We start from the raw sequence: 26493 nt of genomic DNA, 5'->3' as shown, positions 1-26493 counted from the left end.
ATGACGCGCACCGATCGTCGCTTGTCCGCCGTCGTCATGGTCGTCGCCTGTCTCGCCCTCTCTGCGGGCTGCGGGCTGCGTTCGGCCAGCGGTGCCGTGCTGGACGCCGAACCAGGCACGATCAAGCACTACGACTCGCTGGAGGGTGTCAGCCTCACGGTTGCTGCCAAGGACTTCACCGAGCAGCTGATCCTCGGCAACATGCTCTCGATCATCCTCAACGCCGCGGGCGCTGAGGTCACCAACCTGACGAACACGCCGGGCAGCTTCGGCGCGCGGGCCGCGCTGACCGGCGGCACGGCGGACATCACACCTGAGTACACGGGCACAGGCTGGATCAACTACCTCGGCAACGACAAGCCCATCAAGGGGGAGAACGCCCAGTGGGAGGCAGTGGACAAGGCGGACCGAAAGAACGGCCTCACCTGGCTGGAGCCAGCGCCGCTCAACAACACGTACGCCTTCGCGATCCGCGCAGCGGCGGCCAAGAAGCTCAAGGTCAAGAAGTTGTCCGACCTGAAGGACCTGCCCAAGAAGGACCTCACGTTCTGTGTCGAGAGCGAGTTCGCCGCGCGAGACGACGGGTTCGTCCCGATGCTCAAGGCGTACGGGCTGGGCAAGGGCGACATCGGCAAGGTCACTTCGCTGGATACCGGCGTGGTCTACACCGCGACCGCTGACGGCACGTGCAACTTCGGTGAGGTGTTCACGACCGACGGCCGCATCCCAGGGCTTGGACTGACGGTGCTGGAGGACGACAAACAGTTCTTCCCGCTCTACAACCTGACTGAGGTCATCTCCTCGGACCTGCTGAAGGAGCACCCCGAGCTCAAGGAGATCTTCGCGCAGCTCAACCCGAAGCTGACCAACAAGACGATGCTGCGGCTCAACTCCAAGGTCGACGCAGACGGCGACGACCCGGCGATCGTGGCCAGGGAATGGCTCATCGACGAGGGTCTGTTGAAGTAGCGTCCCGCTCCGGATGGGGCACAAAGCTCTTCCGCGGACAGCGTTGCGAAGTGCCGAGCCGTGTCCTGGGGAACCGGGGACCGCTGCTAGGCTGTGCGACGAACAACGACATCCTTTAACGGCCGTCCCGAGAGGCGGAGAAGGAGGTCAGACATGGCCGCGTCTGATGACGCCCCCCGTGCTGACACGGCGCACGAACCCCGCGATCTCGCACCGGCGCGAACGGTCCTGGACGACAAGGACATCTCCCGGGCGTTGACCCGCATCACGCACGAGATCCTCGAGCGCAACCGCGACTCCTCGGACCTCGTCCTGCTCGGCATCCCGACCCGCGGAGTGCACCTGGCCCGGCGCATCGCGAGCCGTATGTCCGACGTCGAGGGCCGCGCGATCACCGCCGGCGCGCTCGACATCACGATGTATCGCGACGACCTGCGACTCAAGCCGGCCCGAGCCCTCGAGCACACCGAGATCCCCGACGACATCGACGGCAAGATCGTCGTCCTCGTGGACGACGTGCTGTTCTCCGGACGAACGATCCGCGCGGCGCTCGACGCGCTCAACGAGCTGGGTCGCCCCAAGGCCGTCCAGCTCGCAGTGCTGATCGACCGGGGTCATCGTGAGCTGCCGATCCGGGCCGACTTCGTGGGCAAGAACCTGCCGACCTCGCTGGTCGAGAAGGTCAAGGTCGGCCTCACCGAGATCGACGACCACGATCGGGTAGCCATCACCGGAGGCGCCACGACATGACGTTCCAGCATCTGCTCAGCGCAGGCGATCTCGACCGTACGGATGCGATTCGCATCCTCGACACGGCCGAGGAGCTCCTCGGTGTCGCGAGCCGGCCGATCAAGAAGCTGCCGACCCTGCGGGGGCGGACCGTGGTCAACCTGTTCTTCGAGGACTCGACCCGCACCCGCATCTCGTTCGAGGCGGCCGCCAAGCGATTGAGCGCCGATGTCATCAACTTCTCCGCCAAGGGCTCCAGCGTCTCCAAGGGCGAAAGCCTCAAGGACACCGCGTTGACCCTGCAGGCAATGGGCGCCGACGCGGTCGTGATCCGCCACCAGCACTCCGGCGCGCCGCACCGGCTCGCCAATGCCAAGTGGACCAACGGCGCGGTCATCAACGCCGGGGACGGCACGCACGAGCATCCGACGCAGGCCCTGCTCGACGCCTTCACGATGCGCAGGCACCTCGGTGACATCGAGGGCAAGAACATCACGATCGTCGGCGACGTCCTGCACAGTCGGGTGGCACGCTCCAACGCGCTCCTGCTCGACACCCTGGGCGCCCATGTCACGCTGGTCGCGCCGCCAACGCTCTTGCCGGTCGGCATCGAGAAGTGGCCGGTCGAGACGTCGTACGACCTCGACACGTCGCTGGAGAAGGCCGACGCCGTCATGATGCTGAGGGTGCAGCAGGAGCGCATGAACGCCGCCTTCTTCCCCAGCGCCCGTGAGTACAGCCGCCGGTACGGACTCGACACCCCCCGACTCAACCGGCTGCCCGACCACGCGATCGTGATGCACCCAGGCCCGATGAATCGAGGCATGGAGATCACCGCCGATGTTGCCGACCATGTGCGGTCGGTCATCGTCGAGCAGGTCACCAACGGTGTGGCCGTACGCATGGCCGTCCTCTACCTCCTCCTCGGCGGCGCCGCTGGAGACACCGAAACCACCGATCGAGACTCTGCAAACGAAGGACGGGCATGACCTCGTACGTCATCCGGGGAGCCAACATCCTCGGCGAGAGCACCAACGACATCACTATCGAGGACGGTGTCATCACCGGGATCGGCACGGGACTCACCGCCGACGAGTCGATCGACGCGACCGGCCTCGTCGCGCTGCCCGGCCTCGTCGACCTGCACACCCATGTGCGTGAGCCCGGCCGAGAAGATGCCGAGACGGTCCTGAGCGGATCCAGGGCCGCGGCCCGTGGCGGGTTCACGTGCGTGCACGCCATGGCCAACACCGATCCCGTCGCCGACACGGCTGGGGTCGTCGAGCAGGTGTGGCGCCTGGGCCGAGAGGGTGGCTACTGCGACGTGCAGCCGGTCGGTGCCGTCACGATCGGCCTGGGTGGCTCGCGGCTGGCCGAGCTCGGCGCGATGGCCGACTCGGCCGCCGGCGTCCGGGTGTTCTCCGACGATGGCAAGTGCGTCTCGGACGCCGTGATCATGCGCAGGGCTCTGGAGTACGTCAAGGCGTTCGACGGCGTCATCGCGCAGCACGCGCAGGAACCCCGCCTTACCGAAGGCGCCCAGATGAACGAGGGCCCGCTGTCCGGCGAGCTCGGGCTGACCGGCTGGCCGGCGGTCGCCGAAGAGGCGATCATCGCCCGTGACGTGCTGCTCGCCGAGCACGTCGGCTCGAGGCTGCACGTGTGCCACCTGTCGACGCGCGGCTCGGTCGAGATCATCCGGTGGGCCAAGGGGCGTGGAATCGACGTCACCGCCGAGGTCACCCCGCACCACCTGCTGCTGAGCGACGACCTGGTCCGCAGCTATGACCCGATCTACAAGGTCAATCCACCGCTTCGCTCCAATGACGATGTCGCGGCCGTGCGCGAAGGCCTGGCCGACGGCACGATCGACATCGTGGCCACGGATCACGCGCCTCACCCCATGGAGGACAAGGAGTGTGAGTGGTCCGCCGCTGCGTTCGGCATGCTGGGTCTGGAGACCGCGCTGTCGGTCGTCCAGCAGACCATGGTCGACACGGGGCTCCTGACCTGGGCGCAGGTCGCCGACAAGATGTCGATCAAGCCGGCCGAGATCGGCCGCGTACGCAACCAGGGGCGCCCCATCGAGGTGGGGGAGCCCGCCAACATCGTGCTGATCGACCCAGCTGCGACGCGAATCATCGACGCCCGCGACACGGCATCGCTGTCGCGCAACAATCCGTACGCCGGGCTCACCCTGCCGGGCGAGATCGTGGCGACGCTCCTGCGGGGCAGGCCGACAGTCCTCGGCCGCGCACTGGTCGAAGGGGTGACGGTATGACTCCGGCGCCAGCAGTTCTCGTGCTCGAGGACGGCCGGGTGTTCCACGGCGAGTCCTATGGTGCCACCGGCGAGACGATCGGCGAGATCGTGTTCTCCACCGGCATGACCGGCTACCAGGAGACGCTGACCGACCCGTCCTACAAGGGCCAGATCGTCGCGATGACCGCTCCACACATCGGCAACACCGGGGTCAACGACGAGGATTTCGAGTCGCGCCGGATCTGGGTCGATGGCTACGTCGTGCGCGATCCCGCCCGGGTGCGGTCGAGCTGGAGGTCCAACGCGAGCCTTGGCGACGTGCTGGAGGGCCAAGGCGTCGTGGGGATCGCTGGGGTGGACACCCGTGCCCTCACCCGTCATCTCCGCGAACGCGGCTCGATGCGAGCAGGCATCAGCTCGGTGTCCGCCGACGTCCCTGCGCTGCTCGCCCGGGTCAACGCGGCGCCGGGCATGAAGGGCGCAAGCTTCATCGCGGACGTCACGACCCCGGAGACATACGTCGTGCCGGCCGTCGGGCAGAAGCGGCTCACCGTCGCAGCGATCGACCTCGGTATCAAGGGCATGACCCCACGCCGCATGGCCGAGCGTGGCATCGAGGTGCATGTCATGCCGGCGACAGCGACATATGACGAGATCGTCGCGACGGGCCCCGACGGCGTGTTCATGTCCAACGGCCCCGGTGACCCGTCGACCGCCGACCACGTCGTCGACGTGCTCAAGCAGGTCCTCGATGCGCGCATCCCCTACTTCGGGATCTGCCTCGGCAACCAAGTCTTCGGCCGCGCACTCGACCTCGGGACCTACAAGCTCGTCTACGGGCATCGCGGCATCAACCAGCCCGTGCAGGACCTGACGACCGGCAAGGTCGAGATCACCGCGCACAATCACGGCTTTGCTGTCGACGCGCCGATCGAGGGGACGTTCGAGACTCCCTACGGCTCGGGGCGGGTCACCCACGTATGCCTCAACGACCAGGTCGTCGAAGGCCTCGCGCTGCTCGACCAGCCGGCCTTCAGCGTCCAGTACCACCCCGAAGCCGCGGCCGGACCACACGATGCGGTCTACCTCTTCGACAGATTCGTGGATTTGATGCAGGGAGTGAATGCCGCAGGCTCACGGCTCGACGGACGATCTCCCTCGAGTGAGCCGCATTTGAAGCCCGACCTCGCTGGACACATCGACGACGGAAGGGGCCTCTGATGCCCAAGAGATCGGACATCAAGTCGGTCCTGGTCATCGGATCGGGACCCATCGTGATCGGCCAGGCCTGCGAGTTCGACTACTCCGGCACCCAGGCCTGCCGCGTCCTCCGTGAGGAGGGCATCCGGGTCATCTTGATCAACTCCAACCCGGCGACGATCATGACCGATCCTGAGTTCGCCGATGCGACCTACATCGAGCCGATCACAGCAGAGTTCGTCGAGAAGGTCATCGCCAAGGAGCGCCCCGACGCACTGCTCGCGACGCTGGGGGGCCAAACCGCCCTCAACGCTGCGATCCAGATGCACGAGGCCGGCGTCCTCGACAAGTACGGCGTCGAGCTCATCGGTGCGTCGATCGAGGCGATCGAGAAGGGTGAGAACCGCGAGTCCTTCAAGGCCGTGGTCGCGACGTTGCCCGAGGAGTGGGGCGCGGAGTCGGCCCTGTCCGTCATCTGCCACACGATGCAGGAGTGCCTCGACGGCGTCGAGGGTCTCGGTGGCTATCCCGTTGTCGTGAGGCCGTCGTTCACGATGGGCGGCTCGGGCTCAGGACTCGCCTACGACGAGGCCGATCTCCACAGGATCGCCGGCTCCGGCCTCGCGCTGAGCCCGACCACCGAGGTGCTCCTCGAGGAGTCGATCCTCGGCTGGAAGGAGTATGAGCTCGAGGTCATGCGCGACACGGCCGACAATGTCGTGATCGTGTGCTCGATCGAGAATCTCGACCCGATGGGCGTGCACACCGGCGACTCGATCACGGTCGCTCCGGCGATGACGTTGACCGATGTGGAGTATCAGCGACTCCGCGACATCTCGATCGGCATCATCCGCGAGGTCGGTGTCGACACCGGCGGCTGCAACATCCAGTTCGCGGTCAACCCGGCCGACGGCCGCATCGTCGTCATCGAGATGAACCCGCGAGTGTCCCGCTCGTCGGCCCTGGCGTCGAAGGCCACCGGCTTTCCGATCGCCAAGATCGCGGCCAAGGTCGCGATCGGCTACACGCTCGACGAGATCCCCAACGACATCACCCGGGAAACGCCCGCGTCATTCGAGCCGACCCTGGACTACGTCGTCGTCAAGGTGCCGCGATTCGCGTTCGAGAAGTTCCCGGCCGCCGATGCGACCCTCACGACGCACATGAAGTCGGTCGGCGAGGCGATGGCGATCGGCCGCAACTTCACCGAGGCCCTGCAAAAAGCCCTGCGGTCCCTTGAGCGTCCTGCAGCGGCCTTCGACTGGCACAAGGAGTGGGTCGATCTCGACAAGGACGCACTGCTGGAGCAGATCCGGGTCCCGCACGACGGCCGGCTCAAGAAGGTCATGGATGCGATCCGTGCCGATGCCACCCCCGAAGAGATCTTCGACGCGACCAAGATCGATCCGTGGTTCGTCGACCAGCTCGCGCTGATCAACGAGGTCGCGATGGAGCTGACGGGTGCAACCGAGCTGTCACCGGTCTTGCTCCGCCGGGCCAAGCGGCATGGCTTCTCGGATGCCCAGATCGGCAAGATCCGCGGGCTGCCCGAGGACGTCGTCAGGGGAGTGCGTCATGCGCTCGGCGTACGCCCGGTCTACAAGACGGTGGACACGTGCGCCGCTGAGTTCTCGGCCAAGACGCCCTACCACTACTCGTCGTACGACGAGGAGACCGAGGTCGAGCCACGCACCAAGCCTGCCGTCCTGATCCTCGGCAGCGGTCCCAACCGCATCGGCCAGGGCATCGAGTTCGACTATTCGTGCGTGCACGCAGCGATGGCGCTGTCGGAGGTCGGCTACGAGACGATCATGGTCAACTGCAACCCGGAGACCGTCTCGACGGACTACGACACCTCGGACCGGCTCTACTTCGAGCCACTGACGCTCGAGGATGTTCTCGAGATCGTCCACGCCGAGCAGCTCGCCGGCCCCGTCAAGGGAGTCGTCGTGCAGCTGGGTGGTCAGACCCCGCTGGGTCTCGCCGCAGGTCTTGAGGCCGCGGGCGTGCCGATCGTCGGCACCCAACCGGCCGCGATCGAGCTCGCGGAGGAGCGCGGCGCCTTCGGCCGGGTCCTCGCGGCGGCCAATCTGCCGGCCCCCAAGCACGGGATGGCCACGACATTCGCCAACGCGCGCCAGATCGCCACCGAGATCGGCTATCCGGTGCTCGTGCGCCCGTCCTACGTCCTCGGCGGCCGAGGCATGGAGATCGTCTATGACGAGGGCACTCTCAAGGACTACATCGACCGGGCGACCGAGATCTCTCCCGAGCGGCCGGTGCTGGTCGACCGGTTCCTCGATGACGCGATCGAGATCGACGTCGATGCGCTCTTCGACGGGACCGAGCTGTTCCTCGGCGGTGTCATGGAGCACATCGAGGAGGCCGGCGTGCACTCGGGCGACTCGGCCTGTGCACTGCCGCCGATCACGCTCGGCGACACTGAGATCCAGCGCATCCGCGAGTCGACCGAGGCCATCGCCAAGGGCGTCGGCGTCCGCGGGCTGATCAACATCCAGTTCGCGCTGTCATCGGACATCCTCTATGTCATCGAGGCCAACCCGCGGGCGTCCCGCACGGTGCCGTTCGTCTCCAAGGCGACCGCCACGCCGCTGGCCAAGGCGGCGGCACGACTCATGCTGGGGGAGTCCATCGCCGAGCTGCGTGCGGCCGGGGTCCTGCCGGCGACCGGCGACGGCGGGCACCTGCCGGACCATGCGCCCATCGCGGTCAAGGAAGCCGTCATGCCGTTCAACCGCTTCCGTACGTACGAAGGTCGCTACGTCGACACGCTGCTGGGCCCGGAGATGCGCTCGACCGGCGAGGTCATGGGCATGGACCATGCGTTCGGTACGGCATTCGCGAAGTCGCAGGCCGGAGCCCAGAACGGGTTGCCGACGTCAGGCAAGGTCTTCGTGTCGGTCGCCAACCGCGACAAGCGGCACATGGTGTTCCCGGTCAAGCGGCTCGCCGACCTGGGGTTCGAGATCCTGGCCACCAGCGGCACCTCGCTGGTCCTCAAGCGCAATGGCGTCAACGCCACGGTTCTGCGCAAGCTCAACGAGGAGCCGCTGCCCGGCCAGGCCCACAGCACGATCGTCGACAAGATCCATGACCAGGACGTGCAGCTCATCATCAACACGCCGCACGGCGTCACCTCGGGTGGAAGCCCCCGGATCGACGGCTATGAGATCCGCACCGCAGCTGTTGCCGAGGGCATCCCGTGCATCACCACGGTGCAGGGCCTCGCGGCGGCGGTCCAGGGCATCGAGGCGCTGATCGAGGGCAAGATCGGCGTCACCTCGTTGCAGGAGTGGGGCGACATCGTCACTGAGGGGCGTCGCCCATGAGCCCCTCGCCACTGCCGGCTGGTCCACGGATCCTTCTGCGTCTGCGTGGCCCTCACCACCGAAACGCAGAACGATCGGTCGGCGCGGGGCTCTCGGTCGGCGCGGGGCTGCCGGAATGACGTTCGGATCTCGTGCGCGCGCGGCGATGGCGGCATACGGGCCGGCGTGCGTCGGCATCGACCCGCATGCATCGCTGCTGGCCGAGTGGGGCCTGAGTGACGATGTCGAAGGCCTCGACCGGTTCGCGACGATCTGCGTCGAGGCGTTCGCCGGCAAGGTCGCCTTCATCAAGCCCCAGTCGGCGTTCTTCGAGCGATTCGGCGCACGCGGGGTCGTGGTCCTCGAGCGTACGATCCAGGACCTGCGCCACACCGGCTCGTTGGTGGTCCTCGACGTCAAGCGCGGAGACATCGGGTCGACCGCGGCTGCCTACGCCGACGCCTACCTCGACGAGGATGCGCCGATGGCCGCCGATGCGATCACGGTCAGCCCGTTCCTCGGCTTCGGTTCCCTACAGCCGTTCTTCGATGTCGCAGAGCGCAACGACGCCGGTGTCTTCGTCCTCGCGCTGACCTCCAACAAGGAGGGTCCCGAGGTGCAGCACGCCGTGCTGGGCCCCGACGCAGGTGGCAGCGGTGAGCGCACCGTGGCCGGAGGGATCCTGGCCCAGCTGTCGGCCCTCAATGCGGGTGAGCACCCGATGGGATCCTTCGGCGCGGTCGTCGGTGCCACGATTGGTGACGCCGACGAGGACCTCGCGATCAACGGCCCCCTGCTGGTGCCGGGGTTCGGTGCCCAGGGGGGCACGGTCGACGACATCCGGAGACTTTTCGGAACCGTCATCGACAACGTCATCCCGTCGACATCGCGAGGTGTCCTGTCGGCCGGCCCGGATGTCCAGGCGCTCCGCGATTCGGTCGCCCGGGTCAATGCCGAACTTGTAGGGTCATAGCGTTCAGGGTTGCCCGCCTCCCAAGGAGTCACTGCATGAAGAGAACCGCCACCGCCGTGATCACGACGATCGTCGGGGTCACGACACTTGCTGGTTGCGGCAGCGGCGATCCCTACTGCGAAGCGGTCGAGAAGGACCGTGCCACCCTCAACACATTCGGCCAGAAGCGCACCGATGCGGCCTACGCCAAGTACGCCAAGGTGTTCGGCGAGGTGGGCAAGAAGGCTCCCGCCTCGATCAAGAAGGACTGGACCGCGCTGGCCAAGGTCACGACCGGCATCATCGAGGCCCAGAAGGACGCCGGGGTCAAGCTCGAGGACATGACCGAGACTGCCAAGATCAAGAAGCTCGACGCGGCCCAGCTCGAGAAGCTCAACAAGGCCTACGAAGCCTTCAACGCCACGACCAAGCAGCGCAACGCAGTCGTCAAGAACGTGCTGCAGGAGTGCGACATCAAGCTCAAGTGAAACAATTCGTCCAACAGATGAGGTGGGGCAAGTGGCACTCCCGATATTGACGCCGGAGCAGCGCAAAGCTGCTCTCGAGAAGGCGGCCGCCGCCCGGCAGCTGCGCGCCGAGGTCAAGAACCGGCTCAAGCACTCACGGGCGAGCCTGACCGAGGTCATCCAGGAGTCGCGGGCCAATGAGGTCATCGCCAAGCTGAAGGTCATCGACCTCCTGCAGTCGATGCCGGGTGTTGGCAAGGTGCGCGCGCAGGAGATCATGGACCGCATCGGCATCGCCGACAGCCGCCGGCTACGGGGTCTGGGTGCCAATCAGGTCAAGGCGCTGATCGCGGAGTTCGCGGATCGAACAGGCCGCTCTGGCCGTGCCTGACGGGTCGGCCGCACCCGTCGCACCCCCTTCTCGACTCGTCGTCCTCGCCGGACCCACAGCGGTCGGCAAGGGCACCGTGGCTGCGTGCGTACGCCGCAGTCACCCCGAGATCTGGATCTCGGTCTCTGTCACGACCAGGCCCGCCCGCCCTGGAGAGATCGACGGTGTCCACTATCACTTCATCTCCGATGAGGAGTTCGATCAACTCGTCGCCGAGGACGGCCTGCTGGAGTGGGCCGTCGTCCACCGGGCCGCTCGATACGGGACTCCCCGCGCCGCCGTCGAGCAGCGTCTGGGTGAGGGCACGCCGGCGCTGCTCGAGATCGACCTGCAGGGTGCTCGTCAAGTCCGCGAGCGGATGCCTGGAGCCTTGATGTGCTTTCTCGCACCGCCGAGCTGGGAGGAGCTTGAACGCCGACTGGTCGGCCGAGGAACCGAGGGGCCCGCCGAACGCGAGCGACGGCTGAGCACCGCTCATACAGAGCTGGCGGCGGAGCCGGAGTTCGATGTGACGATCGTGAACACCGATGTCGAGACTGCTTGCGAAGAATTGGTAGACTTGTTCAGGTCCGGCACGAGTCGGTCACGTTCTTAGTCGAACACCACCCCGGAAACATTCTTTGTGAGGTCATCTGTGTCCACGACACGCTCGGTCGCCATCGGCATCACCAACCCGCCGCTCGACGACCTGCTCGAGAAGGCGGACAGCAAGTACAAGCTTGTCCTCTACAGCGCCAAGCGTGCGCGCCAGATCAACGCCTACTACTCGCAGCTCGGTGAGGGTCTGCTGGAGTATGTCGGCCCGCTCCTGGAGACCGGAGTGCAGGAAAAGCCCCTCTCGATCGCGCTGCGCGAGATCAACGCGGACCTGCTGACGGTCGAGGACATCGATCCCGAGGTCGAGGCAGCGGCCGGCAAGGCCTGAGCCCCGAGGCGCGGACATGTGCGAGCGAGTCATCCAGGTCTCATCTCACCACCGCCGTGTCGTGGGTTTTTGGCGGCGGGGGTGACATGAGTGAGCGCCAGCGAGCGAGTCATCCAGGTCTCATCTCACCACCGCCATATCGTGGGTTTTTGGCGGCGGGGGTGACATGACAGAGATCGTTCTCGGCGTGTCCGGTGGCATCGCGTCCTACAAGGCCGCCGAGCTTCTTCGTCTGTTCACCGAGTCCGGACACCGCGTCCGGGTCGTGCCCACCGCCTCCTCGCTCCATTTCGTCGGCGCCGCCACGTGGGAGGCGCTCAGCGGCAGACCCGTCCAGAGCGGTGTCTTCGAGCACGTCGATGAGGTGGCGCACGTACGCATCGGCCAGAGTGCTGATCTCGTGCTGGTCGCTCCGGCGACGGCGAACATCCTGGCCAAGGCCGCGCACGGCCTCGCCGACGACCTCTTGACCAACACCCTGCTCACGGCCCGCTGTCCGGTCATCTTCGCCCCCGCGATGCACACCGAGATGTGGGAACACGACGCCACGCAGGCGAATGTCGAGATCCTGCGCTCCCGTGGACATGTCGTGATCGAACCGGCGGTCGGCCGATTGACCGGCACCGACTCGGGCAAGGGACGGCTGCCCGCGCCAGCGGAGATCTTTGCTGCTGCCCTCCAGGTGCTCGAGGGACGCCCGCAGGACCTGGCCGGCAAGCATGTCGTCATCTCAGCCGGCGGCACCCGCGAGTTCCTCGATCCGGTCCGGTTCATCGGCAATCGTTCTTCGGGTCGCCAGGGCTATGCACTCGCCGAGGCAGCCGTGGCCCGCGGCGCCCGTGTGTCCGTGGTGGCGGCCAATGTCTCGCTGCCTGATCCGGCCGGGGTCGATCTCGTGCCCGTCGTGAGCACCGAGGACCTGCGGCAGCAGATGCATCTCGCCGCGGCGGACGCTGATGCGGTGGTCATGGCCGCGGCGCCCGCGGACTTCCGCCCGGCCGAGTGGGTCGATTCCAAGATCAAGAAGACTGCCGACGGGCTCGCCCCGGACATACGCCTGGTCGAGAATCCCGACATCCTCGTCGAGCTCGTCAAGGCTCGCACGAGCAAGCGCCCGGTCATCGTCGGCTTCGCCGCGGAGACCGGCGACGCCCACGCCAGCGTGATCGAGCACGCACGCGCCAAGCTCGCACGCAAGGGTTGTGACCTCCTGGTGGTCAACGACGTCAGTGCCGGCAAGGTGTTCGGTCAGGACGACAACGAGGCGGTCATCCTCGGCGCCGACGGCACGGTCGACGAGATTTCGCACGGGCCCAAGATCCAGCTCGCGCACGTGATCTGGGACGCTGTGGTCCAGCGCTTGGACTGACCGGGACCGCCGGGCACATCGCTCGTTAGAATGCTTTACAGCCATCAACCCAGGAGAAAAAGTGAGCCGCTTCTTCACGTCCGAGTCCGTGACCGAGGGTCACCCGGACAAGATCGCCGACCAGATCAGCGACAGCGTCCTCGACGCCCTGCTGGCCCAGGACCCCAAGAGCCGGGTGGCCTGCGAGACGTTCATCACGACGGGTCTGATCGTCGTGGGTGGCGAGGTCACCACCGAGGCTTACGCCGACATCGCCAAGATCGCCCGTGACCGGGTTCTCGAGATCGGCTATGACTCCTCGGTCAAGGGCTTCGACGGTGCGTCCTGTGGCGTGCAGATCACGCTCGATGCCCAGTCTCCCGACATCGCCCAGGGCGTCAACACCGCGTTCGAGGGTCGCACCGAGGGCTCGGCAGATCCGCTGGACCTGCAGGGCGCCGGCGATCAGGGCCTGATGTTCGGCTTCGCGTGTGATGAGACCCCTGAGCTCATGCCGCTGCCGATCACGATCGCCCACCGGCTCGCCGAGCAGCTCACGGCGGTCCGCAAGGACGGCACGCTGCCCTACCTCCGTCCCGACGGCAAGACCCAGGTGACGGTGGAGTACGACGACAATGACAAGCCCGTCCGCGTGGACACCGTCGTGCTCTCGACGCAGCACGAAGACGGCATCGACCTGGACTCGCAGCTGGCTGCCGACATCAAGAAGCACGTCGTCGATGTCATCCTCGCGGGCTTCGACATCGACACCTCGGACTACCGGCTCCTGGTCAACCCGACCGGCAAGTTCGTCATCGGCGGCCCGATGGGCGACGTCGGTCTGACCGGACGCAAGATCATCGTCGACACCTACGGCGGCTACGCCCGCCACGGCGGCGGCGCGTTCTCCGGCAAGGATCCGAGCAAGGTTGACCGCTCGGCGGCATACGCCATGCGCTGGGTCGCCAAGAACATCGTTGCCGCCGGCCTGGCCTCGAAGGTCGAGGTGCAGATCGCTTACGCGATCGGCAAGGCACACCCGGTCGGCTTCTACGTCGAGGCATTCGGCACCGAGACCGTACCGGTCGAGAAGATCCGCGAAGCCGTTCTCGAGGTGTTCGACCTGCGGCCGGCCGCGATCATCCGTGATCTCGACCTGCTCAAGCCGATCTACGCGCAGACCGCTGCCTATGGCCACTTCGGCCGCGAGCTCCCGGGAGTCGTGTGGGAGACCACCGACCGGGCGGACGCTCTCAAGGCCGCTGCCGGCGCCTGATCCTCACCCGTTCCGTCTGAACAGCCCTCGCTTCGGCGGGGGCTGTTCTGCGCGCGCGGGCCCCGCCGGCCGCTCCACCTCGGGGTCAGCACGCGGCTGCATCGTGAGGTGGCACACGGCGATCATCTCGACCATGCCGAAGTCGACAGTGTCGAGGTCTCCGAGTCGGTCGTCGATGATCACGGCGAGGTTGACCGCCATCTTGGTCGAACCCGGTCCGATCTCCTCGCCGACGAACCGCCGGCACACGACCAGGACGCCGACATCGAGCCAGCGTCGTCCCGCGGCGTTCTCACGCACCCGCCTGGCGTCGACCCGTGACCAGTCGAAGTCATCCGGCGGCAGCCACATCACCTGGGGCGGGACGGAGAAGAAGAAGTAGGCCGTGTCGTCAGGTCCGCGCCGCCACGACATCGCGACGCCGTCGAACGGCATGAGCGACTGCAGGTGATCCGGACCGACATCGAGATCGTGGAAGCGAGCTGTTGGTCTGTAGCCGTCCGTCATGGAACTCCCAGGCAGTGTGTCCCTCTCTGTCCGTCACAGTCTGCCGCAGAGGGAGTGTGGGTGGCGGCTGGTAGAACTACACGGTGAACAGCGACGAGGAACCCGAGCAGCTCGCTCTGGTCCCTTCGGCGCCTCCGGCCCGGTCGCGCAGGCTCAAGACCAAGCCCGCTGTCATAGCGGCTCCTCTGCTGCCGGTCGCGCAGGTGGTGGTCGACACGGGGCTGGCTCACCTCGACCGCTATTTCGACTACCTCGTCCCGCAGGAGCTCGACGCGATGACCGTGCCCGGGTGCCGGGTCAAGGTCCGCTTCGCCGGTCGCCTGGTCGACGGCTTCGTGGTCCAACGAGGGGCTGGTTCCGACCACGGGGGACAGCTGGCCTTCCTCGCCAAGGTGGTCTCTGCCGAGCCGGTCCTGCACCCCGAAGTGCTGTCGTTGGCGCGAGCGGTCGCCGATCGCTATGCCGGGACACTCGGTGACGTGTTGCGGCTGGCGATTCCTCCGAGGCATGCCCGCGCCGAGTCGGCGCACGGTGCGCCGGCGGGGGGCACGCTGCCGGTCGGCAGCGTCGCCGGCTGGCAGACATACGTCCACGGGCTCGGCTTCGTGGCTGCGCTGCGAGCGGGCGAACGGCCCCGGGCCTGGTTGACCGCAGTGCCAGGCCCAGACGCCGCTCAGCTCGTTGCTGAGGCAGTGCTGGCCACCCTCGGATCGGGCCGGGGTGCGGTCGTGTGCGTCCCGGATGTGCGCGACGTCGCTCGGTGGGACGCGGTGTTCACCGAGGTCCTGGGTGAGGCCGGCACGTGTCGCTGACGGCTTCGCAACCACCGGCCGAGCGCTATCGATCATTTCTCGCAGCGTCCCGGGGTGAGGTGCAGGTCGTGCTCGGCACTCGGGCCGCGGCCTTCGCCCCGATCGCGGATCTTGGGCTCGTCGCGATGTGGGACGACGGAGACGACCTCTTCGCCGAGCCCAGGTCGCCCTATCCACATGCCCGCGAGGTCCTGCTGGTCCGCGCCGCGGCTCAGGACACCGGAGTGTTGATCGGCGGATACGCGCGAACGGCCGAGGGGCAGTCGGTGATCGACAGCGGATGGTGCACCGAGCTGGTCGCCGAGCAGCGCGAGCGCCGCCGCGCCTGGCCACGGCTCACCGTCACGGACGGGTCGACCGACGGGGCCGCTCCCGTGAGGCTCCCGCAGGAGGCGTTCCGGGCGATCCGAGCAGCCGAAGGAGCGGTGCTCGTGCAGGTCCCGCGCCGCGGCTACCGCGAGTCGCTCTCGTGCCAGACCTGTCGCGAGGCGGCACGGTGCACGACCTGTCACGGCCCGCTCGGGCAGAGCTCGGCGGCCGCGCCGATCACCTGTCGCTGGTGTGGGCAGGGAGCCTCTCCATGGGCGTGCCCATCATGCAGCGGCACCGAGCTGCGCTCTCCGGTTGTCGGGGCGCTCCGGACGGCTGAGGAGTTCGCCCGCGCATTTCCCGACCGTGAGGTCGTGACCTCGGGCGGCCAGACGATAGTGGACAACGTCGTGCCCGGCCGCCGACTGGTGCTCTCGACCCCCGGCGCCGAGCCTCGCGTCGAGGGCGGCTACGACGTCGTGATCCTGCTCGACACGTGGCTCATGCTCGCGCGCGCGGACGTACGCGTCGAGGAGGAGTCTCACCGGCGCTGGTTCAACGCCCTGGCGCTCGCCGGACCCGGCGCCAAGGCCGTCGCGATCGGTGACGCCCAGACGTTGCAGGCGCTGGTCCGCGCCGACCCGGCCGGTTTTGCCGCCCGAGAGCTCGCGGGCCGCGCCGAGACGCACCTGCCGCCGACCGCGCGGCTGGTCACGGTGGGTGGTCCGGATGACGTGCTGGTGGAGCTTGCCCAGCGAGAGTGGACCCCCCACACCGAGATCCTCGGTCCGGTGCCGGCGGATCCCCGCTCAGCCGAGGCGGGAGAGCGGCTGATCCTGCGAGCTCCCCGTCGTGAGGGCGCGGCGCTGGCGCGGGCCCTCGCTGCCCTGGCCGCGGAGCGCAGCGCCGCCAAGATGCCCGGCCTGCGCATCCAGGTCGACCCCCCGACCCTCTGACTCCGGGGAGCGGTGCGCTGGCGTGCAGGAATGTGTCGGGCGGGGCCGCCAACGCATCGCCGCGCGCCGCGCGTGGGCGCTGACGCACCGCTCCGGGGTGGCGCGGGGGTGGCGCCTAGACTCGTCGCCGTGAGAGTCGTCTTTGCTGGTACGCCCGAGACTGCCCTCCCGACCCTCGAGGCGCTCGTCGCAAGCCGTCATGACGTGATCGCGGTGCTGACACGCCCCGATGCGCCCTCCGGCCGCGGCCGAAGCCTGGCACCGTCACCCGTGGCCCAGGCAGCTGCTGCACATGGCATCGAGGTGCTCAAACCGGCCAAGCCCTCCGATCCGGACTTCTTGTCCCGCCTGCGCGAGCTCGCACCGGACTGCATCCCGATTGTCGCCTACGGCGCGCTGATCCGCCGCGAGGCGCTGGACATCCCGCAATACGGCTGGATCAACCTGCACTTCTCGGTGCTCCCGTCCTGGCGGGGCGCAGCCCCGGTCCAACGTGCGATCATGGCCGGCGACGAGGTGACCGGGGCGACGGTGTTCAGCCTGGTCGAGGAGCTCGATGCCGGAGCGGTCCTCGGCTCGATCACCGAGCGCATCCGCGAGGATGACACGACCGCCGAGCTCCTCGAGCGATTGTCCGGTTGGGGCAGCAAGCTGCTCGTCGACGTCGTCGACCACATCGAGGACGGTGACATCGCCGCCGTCCCGCAACCCGAGAACAACATCTCCTACGCCCCCAAGCTCACGACCGCCGAGGCTCGGATCGACTGGGCCCGCCCAGCGTTCGCGATCGACCGACAGATTCGCGGCTGTACTCCGGCGCCCGGTGCGTGGACAGTGCTGGACCCGGCGGCCGGTGGCGCAGATGCAGTACGAGTCAAGATCGGGCCGGCCACGGTCACCGACGAGCGCACCCTGGTGCCCGGAGAGCTGCGGATCGGCAAGCACGAGGTTCGAGTCGGGACGACCACCACGGACCTGGTCCTCGGCGACGTTCAAGCCGTCGGCAAGAAGCGCATGCCAGCACCGGACTGGGCGCGCGGGACAACCTTCGCTGACGGCGCGGCGTTCGCATGAACGAGCGCCAACTAGTTCGCGGAGGGGCGGCATGACCGATCCGTCCAGGGCGATCGCCTTCCATGTGCTGCGTGCCGTGGCCGAGCGCGACGCCTACGTCAACCTGGTGCTGCCGGCGATGCTCGCCGAGCACCGGATCGAGGGCCGTGACGCGGCCTTCGCGACCGAGCTCGTGCACGGCACGATCCGCCGGCAGGGCACTTACGACGCGATCATCGGCACGGTTGCCAGCAAGGGACTCGCGTCGATCGATCCGCCAGTCCTCGACGCGCTCCGGCTCGGCACGCACCAGCTGCTCAACATGCGGGTTCCGGCCCACGCTGCGGTCTCGACGACGGTCGACATCGTTCGCCGGGAGATCGGCCACAAGCCGGTGCACTTCGCCAACGCTCTCCTGCGCAAGATCGGCCAGAAGGATCTCGCTGGCTGGCTCGCGGTCATCACGGCTGGTCTCGAGGGTGACGAGGCCCGCGCCGTCAGCACCTCGCACCCGCTGTGGATCGTGACCGCCCTGCGGGAGGCGCTCGGTGGGCACGCCGCCCAGATCGACAAGCTCCTGGCCGCCGACAACGCACCGCCGAGGGTCACGTTGGTGGCCCGCCCCGGGCTCAGCGAGCCGGACGACCTGCCCGGCAGCACCGGCAAGCTCTCGCCGTATGCCCGCATCCTCGACGAGGGCGGGGACCCCGGCGCGATCCCACAGGTTCGCGACGGCCGCGCCGGCGTCCAGGACGAGGGTTCGCAGCTCGTAGCGATCAGCCTTGCCGAGGCACCGGTCGAGGGCCAGGACACCAGGTGGCTCGACCTGTGCGCAGGGCCGGGCGGCAAGGCCGCCCTGCTGGGAGCTCTCGCGGCGCGGCGCGGCGCCAGTCTCGTGGCCAACGAGGTGCTTGAGCACCGCGCCCAGCTCGTCCGTCAAGGCGTACGCCTGCTGGACAACGTCGAGGTGACGACGGCCGACGGCCGGTACGGCCCGTGGGAGCAGGGCTCCTTCGACCGGGTCCTGGTCGACGCGCCCTGCACCGGACTCGGAGCGCTTCGCCGCAGGCCCGAGTCGCGCTGGCGCCGGTCGGAGGCCGATCTCGACGACCTCGTGCCCCTGCAGCTCGCGTTGCTCGGGCGGGCACTGGAGCTCGTACGGCCTGGGGGCGTCGTGGTCTACGCGACCTGCTCGCCGCATCTGCGCGAGACCCGCGGTGTGGTCGATGCCGTCACCGCCGGGCGCGACGACGTCGATGTGGAGACCACTCAGCAGTGGTGGCCCCACATCGACGGCACCGATGCGATGTTCTGCGCCTTGATCCGTCGAAGCTGACCTGACGGGACCTGGCCTGGTCAGGCCGCGCGCCGCGTTCCTGAGTCCCGACAGTCTCCCACTACGCTGGCCGCATGGGCATCCAGATCACCCCGAGCATGTTGGCCTCCGACTTTGCGAACCTCGAGGCCGAAGCCGCCCGGATCTCCGGCGCGGACTGGCTGCACATGGACGTGATGGACAACCATTTCGTGCCCAACCTGACGTTGGGTGTCCCGGTCATCGAGGCGCTCGCCAAGGTCGCCGTGCAACCCATCGACGCGCACCTCATGATCGAGGATCCCGACCGATGGGCGCCTGCCTACATCGAAGCCGGGGCCGGGAGTGTCACCTTCCATGTCGAAGCGGCCAAGGCGCCGGTACGCCTCGCGCGCGAGATCCGTGCCAACGGCGCGCGCGCCTCGATGGCGCTCAAGCCCGCGACGCCGATCGAGCCATACGAGGATCTGCTCCCCGAGCTCGACATGGTGCTGATCATGACGGTGGAGCCCGGTTTCGGCGGCCAGAAGTTCCTCGACATCTGCTTGCCCAAGATCCAGCGGGCCCGCAGGCTCATCGACAAGCACGGGGGCGACATCTGGCTCCAGGTCGACGGGGGAGTGTCCCTCGACACGATTGAGCGATGCGCCGAGGCCGGGGCCGACGTCTTCGTGGCCGGCTCTGCGGTGTTCAGCGCAGACGACCCGGACGGCATGGTTGCCCAGCTCCGGACGCATGCCGGACGTCACACTCACTGATCGGAGCGACGGGCTAGACTCGGGTCAACGAGCAGAAGTGCTTGCGTGCTCCGGGGTCGGTGCAATTCCGAACCGGCGGTGACAGTCCGCGACCCGCGGCCTTGCAGTTCGAGGCAACGGTTGAGCCGGTGGAATTCCGGCGCCGACGGTGAAAGTCCGGATGGTAGGAGCGCTGTGTCCCGAAGATCGGGACCGTAAGTGGGCACTCCCCACGTGACGGTCGCGCCATGAAGGACGCCACTGACCCCGGGACGCGTGAGCGGATCACACCCGGAGGACTGCATGGCAACCGAGATTGAGATCAGCGCGATGAGACGCGCCCTCGCCGAGGCCCGCACTGTCACACGTACGCTGCCCAATCCGCGGGTCGGCTGCGTGCTGCTGTCGCCCGACGGTTCGGAGATCGCTGTTGGTGTGCATCGTGGCGCCGGGACGCCACACGCCGAGATCGACGCATTGACCCAGGCGGGTGACTCGGCTCGCGGCTCCACGGCGGTCGTGACACTCGAGCCGTGCAACCACACCGGACGTACCGGACCGTGTGCCCAGGCGCTGATCGACGCTGGCGTGGCGCGGGTGGTGTTTGGCCAGATCGACCCCGACCGCTCGGCTGCGGGCGGCGCCAAGAGCCTCCGTGCCGCGGGCATCGGGGTCGAGACCGGGGTACTGGGTGAGGAGGCGACCGACCTCAACCTGGAGTGGACGTTCGCCGTCACCTCCGGACGCCCCTTCGTGACCTGGAAATATGCCGCGACCCTCGATGGGCTGAGCGCGGCCCCTGACGGCACGAGCAAGTGGATCACCAGTGATGAGGCTCGCCGCGATGTGCAGACATTCCGCGCCGAGTCCGACGCGATCGTCGCGGGCACGGGCGCCGTGCTGGCCGACGACCCGCGACTCTCGGTGCGGGACGACAAGGACATCCCGCTGCCGTATGACCAGCAGCCTCTGCGGGTCGTCGTGGGGGAGACGAAGATCCCCAACTACTACCGGGTGTTCGACCGGGTCGCCCCGACCCTCCTGGTGCAGTCGCGCGATCCCGCGGTCGTGCTGCAAAAGCTCGTCGACAACCAGATCCGGCACATCTGGCTCGAGGGCGGCCCCCGACTCGCGGGCGCTTTCTGGAACGCGGGGGTCATCGACCGGGTCATCGGCTACATCGCGCCGGCGATGCTGGGTTCGGGTCGCGCCGCGCTCGAGGGCGAGGCGACGACACTCGCCGACCTGCGCCCAATCGACATCCACGACCTGACGATGATCGGTCCCGACATCCGCATCATCGGGACCCCAGGCCGTATGCAGCGAGAGGACTTCGACTGATGTTCACCGGACTCATCGAGGAGAAGGGCACCATCATCTCTGTCGAGGATCTCGGCGACTCCCTACGCCTGACGATCCGCGGCCCGTTGGTGACGTCCGATGCGCATCACGGCGACTCGATCGCCGTGAGCGGGGTGTGCCTGACCGTCATGGCGCAGGACGCAGGTACCTTCGCGGCGGAGGTCGTGAAGGAGTCGCTCGACAAGACCTCACTGGGCGATCTGCGGGTCGGCGACGAGGTCAACCTCGAGCGGGCGACGCAGGCCGGGGCGCGTCTCGGCGGGCACATCGTCCAAGGGCACGTCGACGGGACCGGCCGGGTCATCGACCGCACCCCCAGCGAGCACTGGGAGGTCGTCCGCATCGGCCTGCCGCCGGAGCTGGCGAGATATCTGGTCGCGAAGGGATCGGTCACAGTCGACGGCACGTCGCTGACCGTCGTCGAGGTCGTGGATCGCCAAGAATCGGACACGAGCGAGCCGTGGTTCTCGATCTCGTTGATCCCCACGACCCTCGCCGAGACCACTCTCGGCTCCAAGGCTCCGGGCGACCGGGTCAATCTCGAGGTCGACATCCTCGCCAAGTACGTCGAGCGCCTCCTGGGCGCCCAAGCAGAAGGGAAGACAGCATGAGCGTCAGGCTGGACAGCATCGAACGGGCCGTCGCGGACTTCCGCGATGGCAAGGCGATCGTCGTCGTCGACGATGAGGACCGCGAGAACGAGGGTGACATCATCTTCGCTGCCAGCAAGGCGACGCCGGAGCTGATGGCCTTCCTCGTCCGCTACTCCAGCGGCCTGATCTGCGCACCCATCACGGGTGAGATCCTCGACCGGCTGGCGATCCCGCTCATGACCCCGCACAACCGCGAGATGATGCGCACGGCCTACACGATCTCGATCGACGCCCGCGACGGCATCACGACCGGCATCTCGGCCGCGGACCGTGCTCGAACGTGCCGCGTCCTCGCGGATTCGGCGACCGAGCCGTTCGAGCTCAACCAGCCGGGGCACATCCTGCCGCTGCGGGCCAAGGAGGGGGGAGTGCTCGAGCGGGCCGGCCACACCGAGGCCGCAGTCGACTTCGCGCGCCTCGCGGGTCTGACCCCGGCCGGCGTGATCGGCGAGGTGCTCCACGACGATGGCACGCTGATGCGCGCCCCGGCCCTGCGCGAGTTTGCGGACGAGCACGGCATTGCACTGGTCTCGATCGAGGACCTGCAGGTCCATCGCCGATTGCACGAGACGCAGGTCCGCCGGCTGGCGACGACCCGCCTCCCGACCGAGTTCGGCGAGTTCACGGCGCATGGCTACCGCGACTCGATCGAGGGCTCGGAGCACATCGCCCTGGTCTACGGAGACCCAGGCACCGAGGACGTGCTGACCCGCATCCACTCCGAGTGCCTGACCGGCGACGTCTTCGGCTCACGGCGCTGCGACTGTGGCCCGCAGCTCGAGCTCTCCTTGACCGAGATCACGTCGGCCGGCGCAGGCATCGTCGTCTACCTCCGGGGCCACGAGGGCCGTGGCATCGGGCTGCTGCACAAGCTGCAGGCCTATGCCCTGCAGGACCGAGGCACCGACACGGTGGATGCCAACCTGCAGCTGGGATTCGGCGAGGACGAGCGAGACTACGCTGCCGGAGCGCAGATCCTGCGCGACCTCGGCGTGACATCGGCCCGGCTCTTGACCAACAATCCGGACAAGACCATCGCCCTCGAGGCGTACGGTGTGAAGATCAGCGAGCGCCTGCCGCTCAGAATCGCCCCCACGGAGGACAGCTTGCGCTATCTGCAGACCAAGGCCGAGCGCATGGGCCACGACCTGCCCGGCCTGGGGGACATCTCATGAGCACTCCTGGGGCGCCCACGCTGTTCGTCGACGGAGCCGGCGCGCGGGTGGCGGTGATCGCGTCGCGGTGGCACACCGAGGTCATGGACGGGCTGATCGCAGGCGCCGAGGGCGCGCTCAAGGACGCCAATGTCGACGACGTCACGCTCATCCGGGCACCGGGATCGTTTGAGCTGCCGATCCTGTGTCAGGCCTACGCCCGCCAGGGCTTCGACGCAGTCATCGCCCTCGGGGTGATCATCCGGGGCGACACACCGCACTTCGAGTATGTCTCGGCGTCCGCGACCGACGGGCTCACCCGGGTTGCCCTCGACACCGGGGTGCCGATCGGTTTCGGGCTGCTGACCTGCGACGACGAGGACCAGGCGCTCGAGCGCGCCGGGCTGCCCGACAGCCAGGAGGACAAGGGCCGCGAGGCGGTCGAGGCGGCGCTGTCCACCTGGAACCTCCTGCGCACGCTCGGCTGACGTCGCCGATAGACTGCTCTGCGATGAAGACCTTCGATCAACTCTTCGCCGAGCTGTCAGACAAGGCAGCCAGCCGCCCCGAGGGCTCGCGCACCGTCGCTGAGCTCGATGCTGGCGTGCACGCGATCGGCAAGAAGCTCGTAGAGGAGGCTGCCGAGTCGTGGATGGCGGCGGAGCACGAAGGTGCCGAGCGGGCCGCCGAGGAGCTCAGCCAGCTGCTCTATCACGCCCAGGTCATGATGATCGCCTCCGGCCTCACGCTCGACGACGTCTACGCGCATCTGTGACGGGCCGGCCCACGCCCCCTTCCCGGGGCGCGCGCCGATCCGTGCCTCTGCCGTCCGTCACAGAACCTTTGAGAAGAGAACCCATGCTCAAGATCGCCGTACCCAACAAGGGCGCACTCGCCGAGTCGGCCGCCCAGATGCTGACCGAGGCGGGCTACCGCCAGCGGCGCAACGCCAAGGACCTCGTCACGCTCGATCCCGAGAATGACGTCGAGTTCTTCTATCTCCGACCGCGCGACATCGCGATCTACGTCGGCGAAGGGACCCTCGACGTCGGCATCACGGGCCGCGACCTGCTGCTGGACTCACAGGCACACGCGACCGAGAACATCGCGCTGGGCTTCGGTGCCTCGACCTTCCGATTCGCCGCACCGATCGGCGCGATGTCGGCCGTCGAGGACCTTGCCGGCGCCCGCATCGCCACCTCATACCCCGGCATCGTCGAGGCGTGGCTCGCCGAGCGTGGCATCAGCTCGGACGTGGTGCGGCTCGACGGCGCTGTGGAGTCCTCGGTACGCCTGGGGGTCGCTGACGCGATCGCCGACGTCGTCGAGACCGGCAGCACCCTTCGGCAGGCCGATCTCGAGGTCTTCGGTGAGCCAATCCTCTCGTCCGAGGCAGTGCTGATCACCCGCCAGGGTGCCCCCGAACCCGAAGGATTCGCGGTGTTCAAGCGTCGTCTCGACGGGGTCCTCGTCGCGCGGACCTACGTCATGATGGACTACGACATCCGGGTCGAGCAGGTCGATCGGGCGGTCGAGCTGACGCCCGGCATCGAGTCGCCGACGGTCTCACCCCTTCATCGCGAAGGGTGGGTCGCAGTGCGCTCGATGGTGCCTCGCGACACTGCCCAGAAGGTCATGGACGGACTCTACGAGCTCGGCGCCCGCGGCATCCTCGTGACGGACATCCTGGCGTGCCGGATCTGAGGACCTTCCGACCCGGCGGGACCCGCGTCGTGGCCTACGCGGTCGCGGTCATCCTGCTGGTGCTCACCTTCGTGATCGGCCTGTCGCTGCCCGACGAGATCTCGTTCACTCCCGCCGAGACCGTCACGCTGTGGATCATCATCTTGGCCGTGCTGACGCTGCTGCACGGCATCGGACGCAGCTTCGTCCGGGCCGATGACGCGGGCGTCGAGGTGCTCAACGGCTATCGCCGCCACCACATCCCGTGGTCCAGCATCAAGGGCTTCGCGATGAACACCGGCGCGCCGTGGCCGACGCTGGTCACCAACGATGACGAACGGGTGATCCTGTTCGGGATCCAGGGCTCCGACGGGGGCTACGCCCGCGAGGCCGTGACCTACCTCCGCGGTCGGCTCGCGGCATGAACCACGGTCGTACGCTCGCCGAGCCCCAGTTCCCCGACGACGACGGCGCGGTCGAACCCGCGCTCGCCGCGGCATTCGGCGACGACCTCGACGTGCTGATGGCCCTGGGTGACGCCCGGGTGTTCGTGCCGATCGTCGCGCTGCTCGGCGAGGTGCCGGCAGATGGTGACAAGAACGCCGACATGGCCGCCGTGCTGATGACGGGGGCCGACGGACGACAGGGGCTGCTCGCATTCAGCAGCATCACCACGCTGGCTGCGTGGGACCCTCAGGCCCGGCCCGTGCCGATCCGGGGTCGGGATGCCGCCAGGGCAGCCCTGGACGAAGGTGCTGGAGCGATCCTGCTCGACCTCGCCAACGACACCTTCGCAGTGATCGAGACGGCAGACGTCGAGCACCTCGCCGCCGGACACCGCCTCGTGCGGAGCGACGCCGGAGCGGTCTGGATCACCTGAGTGAGTGAGCTGATCGCTTCAGCCGGTGGCGATCGCACGCACAGCCGACAGCGGAACCGTGATCTGGACATTCCCGTCGTGGCGCTCCACCCGGGCGACGAAGCCGGCATTGCCCACGGCTCGCAGCAGCTTGTCGTTCGAGCCGGCCGTGATGAGAGTCAACCGCGCCGCCCCCTGGGCCTTGGCTCGTCCGGCTGCCTGCTTGATCAGGAGCGTGCCGAGTCCCTGACCCTGCCGCGCGTCCTCGATCAGGAGCTGGAACGTCCACACCGCCTCGACGAGCTCGAGCACGCCGTGACCCACGACGTCGGAGCCGACCTGGACGACCAGCGCCAGTCCGGACTCGGGGGCCACCAGGCGCCGAGCCATGCGGGTCGTCATCGGCATCCGAAGTGGTACCTGGTAGCGCTCGTACAGCGTCGCGATGCTGCACCGCTCGTGCAGCGTCGCGACGGCTTCGATGTCGGAGAGCGTCGACTCGCGCACCACCGGAACGAGCGGCTGCACGGACGACGGCGAGATCAGGGGAGTGTCGCTGCCGGCATCGCTCACAAGTGACAACAGGGCCTGGGCGCGAGCCCGTTCGACGGCGGTGAACGGGACGGCTCGGCTGATCCGGATCACGGACCCGCTGCGGCGGGACAGCTCCAACACGTCATGACCGGAGTAGTCGGCGACGTCGGGCGGTTCCGTCTCGAGCAGCTCCCGCAGGACGGACTCGACGTCACGGCCCTCCTCGAGCACCTCGTGCACGCCTTGGAGATAGCGCGTCGGTGCGTCGACGAGAGCCTCGTCGCTGACCCGTGTGGCGGCAACCTGCGCGCCGCCGGCGGTCTCGAAGAGATCCGCGACCTGGACGTCGGTCCAGCCGTCCGGGGCGCTGACCACGAACTCGTCGGTGACCCGCGGGCTCGTGGGGAAGACCTGGAGGCCGAGGATGTTGACCTCGCAGCGGCCACACTCCACCGCGATCTCCGCCAGGATCCCCGGTCGGTCGACCAATGTCATACGTACGCGCCACAGCATGGTCCCAGCATGGGTCGCGCAGTTTTCCGATGAGGGTCAGAGGTGTTTCGACGAAGGAAACGCTCGCCGATTTCTCTTGCGACCGCACCCGCTGATATCCTTGAGGACGAAGTGGAGGTCCACCTCCCACCTGCTTGGTCCACGACCTTGGGGTTACGCCGGTCAGAAGCACCTCGGATACATCGATGAGGTTGCCGA

Annotated in this window: 28 protein-coding genes and 1 riboswitch; of the genes, 26 read left to right on the top strand and 2 right to left on the bottom strand. The window is 67.9% G+C overall.

The window, feature by feature from the left end; all coding sequences use genetic code 11:
* The 13 genes from WKF39_RS12855 to metK all read left to right on the top strand — a co-directional run bounded on the left by WKF39_RS12855 (position 1) and on the right by metK (position 13848).
* Positions 1–969 carry a glycine betaine ABC transporter substrate-binding protein gene (locus WKF39_RS12855; RefSeq protein WP_340389010.1) on the top strand — a complete coding sequence of 323 codons (969 nt, stop codon included), beginning with the start codon at positions 1–3 and terminating at the stop codon, positions 967–969.
* Positions 970–1122: 153 nt separating this feature from the next.
* Entirely contained in the window at positions 1123–1719 is a 597-nt protein-coding gene (pyrR, locus tag WKF39_RS12850; protein WP_340389008.1) for a bifunctional pyr operon transcriptional regulator/uracil phosphoribosyltransferase PyrR, read from the top strand.
* A complete protein-coding gene (locus WKF39_RS12845) occupies positions 1716–2687 on the top strand; it encodes an aspartate carbamoyltransferase catalytic subunit (RefSeq protein ID WP_340389006.1) in 972 nt (323 codons plus the stop codon). Before pyrR ends, WKF39_RS12845 begins: the two co-directional genes overlap by 4 nt.
* Positions 2684–3979: a dihydroorotase gene (locus WKF39_RS12840; RefSeq protein WP_340389004.1), complete on the top strand. Its 1296-nt coding sequence runs from the start codon at positions 2684–2686 to the stop codon at positions 3977–3979. The genes WKF39_RS12845 and WKF39_RS12840 overlap by 4 nt, the downstream gene beginning before the upstream one ends.
* Positions 3976–5181 carry a glutamine-hydrolyzing carbamoyl-phosphate synthase small subunit gene (gene carA, locus WKF39_RS12835; RefSeq protein ID WP_340389002.1) on the top strand — a complete coding sequence of 402 codons (1206 nt, stop codon included), beginning with the start codon at positions 3976–3978 and terminating at the stop codon, positions 5179–5181. Before WKF39_RS12840 ends, carA begins: the two co-directional genes overlap by 4 nt.
* Entirely contained in the window at positions 5181–8510 is a 3330-nt protein-coding gene (carB, locus tag WKF39_RS12830) for a carbamoyl-phosphate synthase large subunit (RefSeq protein WP_340389000.1), read from the top strand. Before carA ends, carB begins: the two co-directional genes overlap by 1 nt.
* Before the next feature lie 115 nt (positions 8511–8625).
* Positions 8626–9462, top strand: a complete 837-nt coding sequence (gene pyrF, locus WKF39_RS12825; protein WP_340388998.1) for an orotidine-5'-phosphate decarboxylase — start codon at positions 8626–8628, stop codon at positions 9460–9462.
* Positions 9463–9497: 35 nt separating this feature from the next.
* Positions 9498–9929 (top strand): hypothetical protein, encoded by a 432-nt coding sequence (locus WKF39_RS12820; RefSeq protein WP_340388996.1) that lies wholly within the window; start codon positions 9498–9500, stop codon positions 9927–9929.
* A 31-nt stretch (positions 9930–9960) separates the two neighbouring features.
* On the top strand, positions 9961–10299 hold the full coding sequence (mihF, locus tag WKF39_RS12815) for an integration host factor, actinobacterial type (RefSeq protein WP_340388995.1): 339 nt from the start codon (positions 9961–9963) through the stop codon (positions 10297–10299).
* A complete protein-coding gene (gene gmk, locus WKF39_RS12810) occupies positions 10292–10894 on the top strand; it encodes a guanylate kinase (RefSeq protein ID WP_340388993.1) in 603 nt (200 codons plus the stop codon). Before mihF ends, gmk begins: the two co-directional genes overlap by 8 nt.
* Positions 10895–10933: 39 nt before the next feature.
* Positions 10934–11224, top strand: a complete 291-nt coding sequence (rpoZ, locus tag WKF39_RS12805) for a DNA-directed RNA polymerase subunit omega (RefSeq protein ID WP_340388991.1) — start codon at positions 10934–10936, stop codon at positions 11222–11224.
* A 166-nt stretch (positions 11225–11390) separates the two neighbouring features.
* Complete coding sequence (gene coaBC / locus WKF39_RS12800) at positions 11391–12593, top strand: bifunctional phosphopantothenoylcysteine decarboxylase/phosphopantothenate--cysteine ligase CoaBC (RefSeq protein ID WP_340388989.1); 1203 nt, start codon at positions 11391–11393, stop codon at positions 12591–12593.
* A gap of 61 nt (positions 12594–12654) precedes the next feature.
* Complete coding sequence (gene metK, locus WKF39_RS12795; RefSeq protein WP_340388987.1) at positions 12655–13848, top strand: methionine adenosyltransferase; 1194 nt, start codon at positions 12655–12657, stop codon at positions 13846–13848.
* 3 nt (positions 13849–13851) lie between these two features.
* On the opposite strand, the gene WKF39_RS12790 is transcribed toward metK, so the two are convergent.
* The gene (locus tag WKF39_RS12790; RefSeq protein ID WP_340388985.1) at positions 13852–14355 is read right to left on the bottom strand and encodes a hypothetical protein; all 504 of its coding nucleotides are present in this window, start codon (positions 14353–14355) and stop codon (positions 13852–13854) included.
* Between the two features lie 83 nt (positions 14356–14438).
* Between WKF39_RS12790 and WKF39_RS12785 the strand changes: the two genes are divergently transcribed.
* From WKF39_RS12785 to WKF39_RS12725, 13 genes are all read left to right on the top strand, one after another.
* Complete coding sequence (locus WKF39_RS12785) at positions 14439–15167, top strand: hypothetical protein (RefSeq protein WP_340388983.1); 729 nt, start codon at positions 14439–14441, stop codon at positions 15165–15167.
* A complete protein-coding gene (locus tag WKF39_RS12780) occupies positions 15158–16432 on the top strand; it encodes a hypothetical protein (protein ID WP_340388981.1) in 1275 nt (424 codons plus the stop codon). The genes WKF39_RS12785 and WKF39_RS12780 overlap by 10 nt, the downstream gene beginning before the upstream one ends.
* Before the next feature lie 129 nt (positions 16433–16561).
* The gene (gene fmt / locus WKF39_RS12775; RefSeq protein ID WP_340388979.1) at positions 16562–17506 is read left to right on the top strand and encodes a methionyl-tRNA formyltransferase; all 945 of its coding nucleotides are present in this window, start codon (positions 16562–16564) and stop codon (positions 17504–17506) included.
* A gap of 31 nt (positions 17507–17537) precedes the next feature.
* Entirely contained in the window at positions 17538–18821 is a 1284-nt protein-coding gene (locus WKF39_RS12770; protein WP_340388977.1) for a transcription antitermination factor NusB, read from the top strand.
* A 74-nt stretch (positions 18822–18895) separates the two neighbouring features.
* On the top strand, positions 18896–19558 hold the full coding sequence (gene rpe / locus WKF39_RS12765; protein ID WP_340388976.1) for a ribulose-phosphate 3-epimerase: 663 nt from the start codon (positions 18896–18898) through the stop codon (positions 19556–19558).
* A gap of 42 nt (positions 19559–19600) precedes the next feature.
* Positions 19601–19734: riboswitch (FMN riboswitch) on the top strand.
* Between the two features lie 106 nt (positions 19735–19840).
* Entirely contained in the window at positions 19841–20878 is a 1038-nt protein-coding gene (gene ribD / locus WKF39_RS12760; protein WP_340388974.1) for a bifunctional diaminohydroxyphosphoribosylaminopyrimidine deaminase/5-amino-6-(5-phosphoribosylamino)uracil reductase RibD, read from the top strand.
* Positions 20878–21510, top strand: coding sequence for a riboflavin synthase (locus WKF39_RS12755; RefSeq protein ID WP_340388972.1), 633 nt, complete (start codon positions 20878–20880; stop codon positions 21508–21510). Before ribD ends, WKF39_RS12755 begins: the two co-directional genes overlap by 1 nt.
* Positions 21507–22727: a bifunctional 3,4-dihydroxy-2-butanone-4-phosphate synthase/GTP cyclohydrolase II gene (locus WKF39_RS12750; RefSeq protein WP_340388970.1), complete on the top strand. Its 1221-nt coding sequence runs from the start codon at positions 21507–21509 to the stop codon at positions 22725–22727. The genes WKF39_RS12755 and WKF39_RS12750 overlap by 4 nt, the downstream gene beginning before the upstream one ends.
* Positions 22724–23194: a 6,7-dimethyl-8-ribityllumazine synthase gene (gene ribH, locus WKF39_RS12745; RefSeq protein WP_340388967.1), complete on the top strand. Its 471-nt coding sequence runs from the start codon at positions 22724–22726 to the stop codon at positions 23192–23194. Before WKF39_RS12750 ends, ribH begins: the two co-directional genes overlap by 4 nt.
* 23 nt (positions 23195–23217) lie before the next feature.
* Positions 23218–23481, top strand: coding sequence for a phosphoribosyl-ATP diphosphatase (locus tag WKF39_RS12740; RefSeq protein WP_340388965.1), 264 nt, complete (start codon positions 23218–23220; stop codon positions 23479–23481).
* 83 nt (positions 23482–23564) lie between these two features.
* Positions 23565–24410 carry an ATP phosphoribosyltransferase gene (gene hisG, locus WKF39_RS12735; protein WP_340388963.1) on the top strand — a complete coding sequence of 282 codons (846 nt, stop codon included), beginning with the start codon at positions 23565–23567 and terminating at the stop codon, positions 24408–24410.
* Positions 24398–24814: a PH domain-containing protein gene (locus tag WKF39_RS12730; RefSeq protein WP_340388961.1), complete on the top strand. Its 417-nt coding sequence runs from the start codon at positions 24398–24400 to the stop codon at positions 24812–24814. The genes hisG and WKF39_RS12730 overlap by 13 nt, the downstream gene beginning before the upstream one ends.
* Complete coding sequence (locus WKF39_RS12725) at positions 24811–25269, top strand: SseB family protein (protein WP_340388959.1); 459 nt, start codon at positions 24811–24813, stop codon at positions 25267–25269. Before WKF39_RS12730 ends, WKF39_RS12725 begins: the two co-directional genes overlap by 4 nt.
* An 18-nt stretch (positions 25270–25287) precedes the next feature.
* Here the strand turns inward: WKF39_RS12725 and WKF39_RS12720 are convergent, their stop codons facing one another.
* The gene (locus WKF39_RS12720; RefSeq protein ID WP_340388957.1) at positions 25288–26295 is read right to left on the bottom strand and encodes a GNAT family N-acetyltransferase; all 1008 of its coding nucleotides are present in this window, start codon (positions 26293–26295) and stop codon (positions 25288–25290) included.
* Between the last annotated feature and the right edge of the window lie 198 nt (positions 26296–26493).

This window comes from Aeromicrobium sp., from assembly GCF_037719875.1.
Lineage (GTDB): Bacteria > Actinomycetota > Actinomycetes > Propionibacteriales > Nocardioidaceae > Aeromicrobium.
Note: the sequence above shows the minus strand (reverse complement) of the source record. Positions and strands in the feature narration are given on the sequence as shown.

Excerpts from the sequence above, each read along its gene's own strand:
- WKF39_RS12855 (WP_340389010.1), top strand. The coding sequence starts at position 1 with ATGACGCGCACCGATCGTCGCTTGTCCGCCGTCGTCATGGTCGTCGCC.
- pyrR (WP_340389008.1), top strand. The coding sequence starts at position 1,123 with ATGGCCGCGTCTGATGACGCCCCCCGTGCTGACACGGCGCACGAACCC.
- WKF39_RS12845 (WP_340389006.1), top strand. The coding sequence starts at position 1,716 with ATGACGTTCCAGCATCTGCTCAGCGCAGGCGATCTCGACCGTACGGAT.
- WKF39_RS12840 (WP_340389004.1), top strand. The coding sequence starts at position 2,684 with ATGACCTCGTACGTCATCCGGGGAGCCAACATCCTCGGCGAGAGCACC.
- carA (WP_340389002.1), top strand. The coding sequence starts at position 3,976 with ATGACTCCGGCGCCAGCAGTTCTCGTGCTCGAGGACGGCCGGGTGTTC.
- carB (WP_340389000.1), top strand. The coding sequence starts at position 5,181 with ATGCCCAAGAGATCGGACATCAAGTCGGTCCTGGTCATCGGATCGGGA.
- pyrF (WP_340388998.1), top strand. The coding sequence starts at position 8,626 with ATGACGTTCGGATCTCGTGCGCGCGCGGCGATGGCGGCATACGGGCCG.
- WKF39_RS12820 (WP_340388996.1), top strand. The coding sequence starts at position 9,498 with ATGAAGAGAACCGCCACCGCCGTGATCACGACGATCGTCGGGGTCACG.
- coaBC (WP_340388989.1), top strand. The coding sequence starts at position 11,391 with ATGACAGAGATCGTTCTCGGCGTGTCCGGTGGCATCGCGTCCTACAAG.
- WKF39_RS12790 (WP_340388985.1), bottom strand. The coding sequence starts at position 14,355 with ATGACGGACGGCTACAGACCAACAGCTCGCTTCCACGATCTCGATGTC.
- WKF39_RS12770 (WP_340388977.1), top strand. The coding sequence starts at position 17,538 with ATGACCGATCCGTCCAGGGCGATCGCCTTCCATGTGCTGCGTGCCGTG.
- rpe (WP_340388976.1), top strand. The coding sequence starts at position 18,896 with ATGGGCATCCAGATCACCCCGAGCATGTTGGCCTCCGACTTTGCGAAC.
- ribD (WP_340388974.1), top strand. The coding sequence starts at position 19,841 with ATGGCAACCGAGATTGAGATCAGCGCGATGAGACGCGCCCTCGCCGAG.
- WKF39_RS12755 (WP_340388972.1), top strand. The coding sequence starts at position 20,878 with ATGTTCACCGGACTCATCGAGGAGAAGGGCACCATCATCTCTGTCGAG.
- WKF39_RS12750 (WP_340388970.1), top strand. The coding sequence starts at position 21,507 with ATGAGCGTCAGGCTGGACAGCATCGAACGGGCCGTCGCGGACTTCCGC.
- ribH (WP_340388967.1), top strand. The coding sequence starts at position 22,724 with ATGAGCACTCCTGGGGCGCCCACGCTGTTCGTCGACGGAGCCGGCGCG.
- WKF39_RS12740 (WP_340388965.1), top strand. The coding sequence starts at position 23,218 with ATGAAGACCTTCGATCAACTCTTCGCCGAGCTGTCAGACAAGGCAGCC.
- hisG (WP_340388963.1), top strand. The coding sequence starts at position 23,565 with ATGCTCAAGATCGCCGTACCCAACAAGGGCGCACTCGCCGAGTCGGCC.
- WKF39_RS12725 (WP_340388959.1), top strand. The coding sequence starts at position 24,811 with ATGAACCACGGTCGTACGCTCGCCGAGCCCCAGTTCCCCGACGACGAC.
- WKF39_RS12720 (WP_340388957.1), bottom strand. The coding sequence starts at position 26,295 with ATGCTGTGGCGCGTACGTATGACATTGGTCGACCGACCGGGGATCCTG.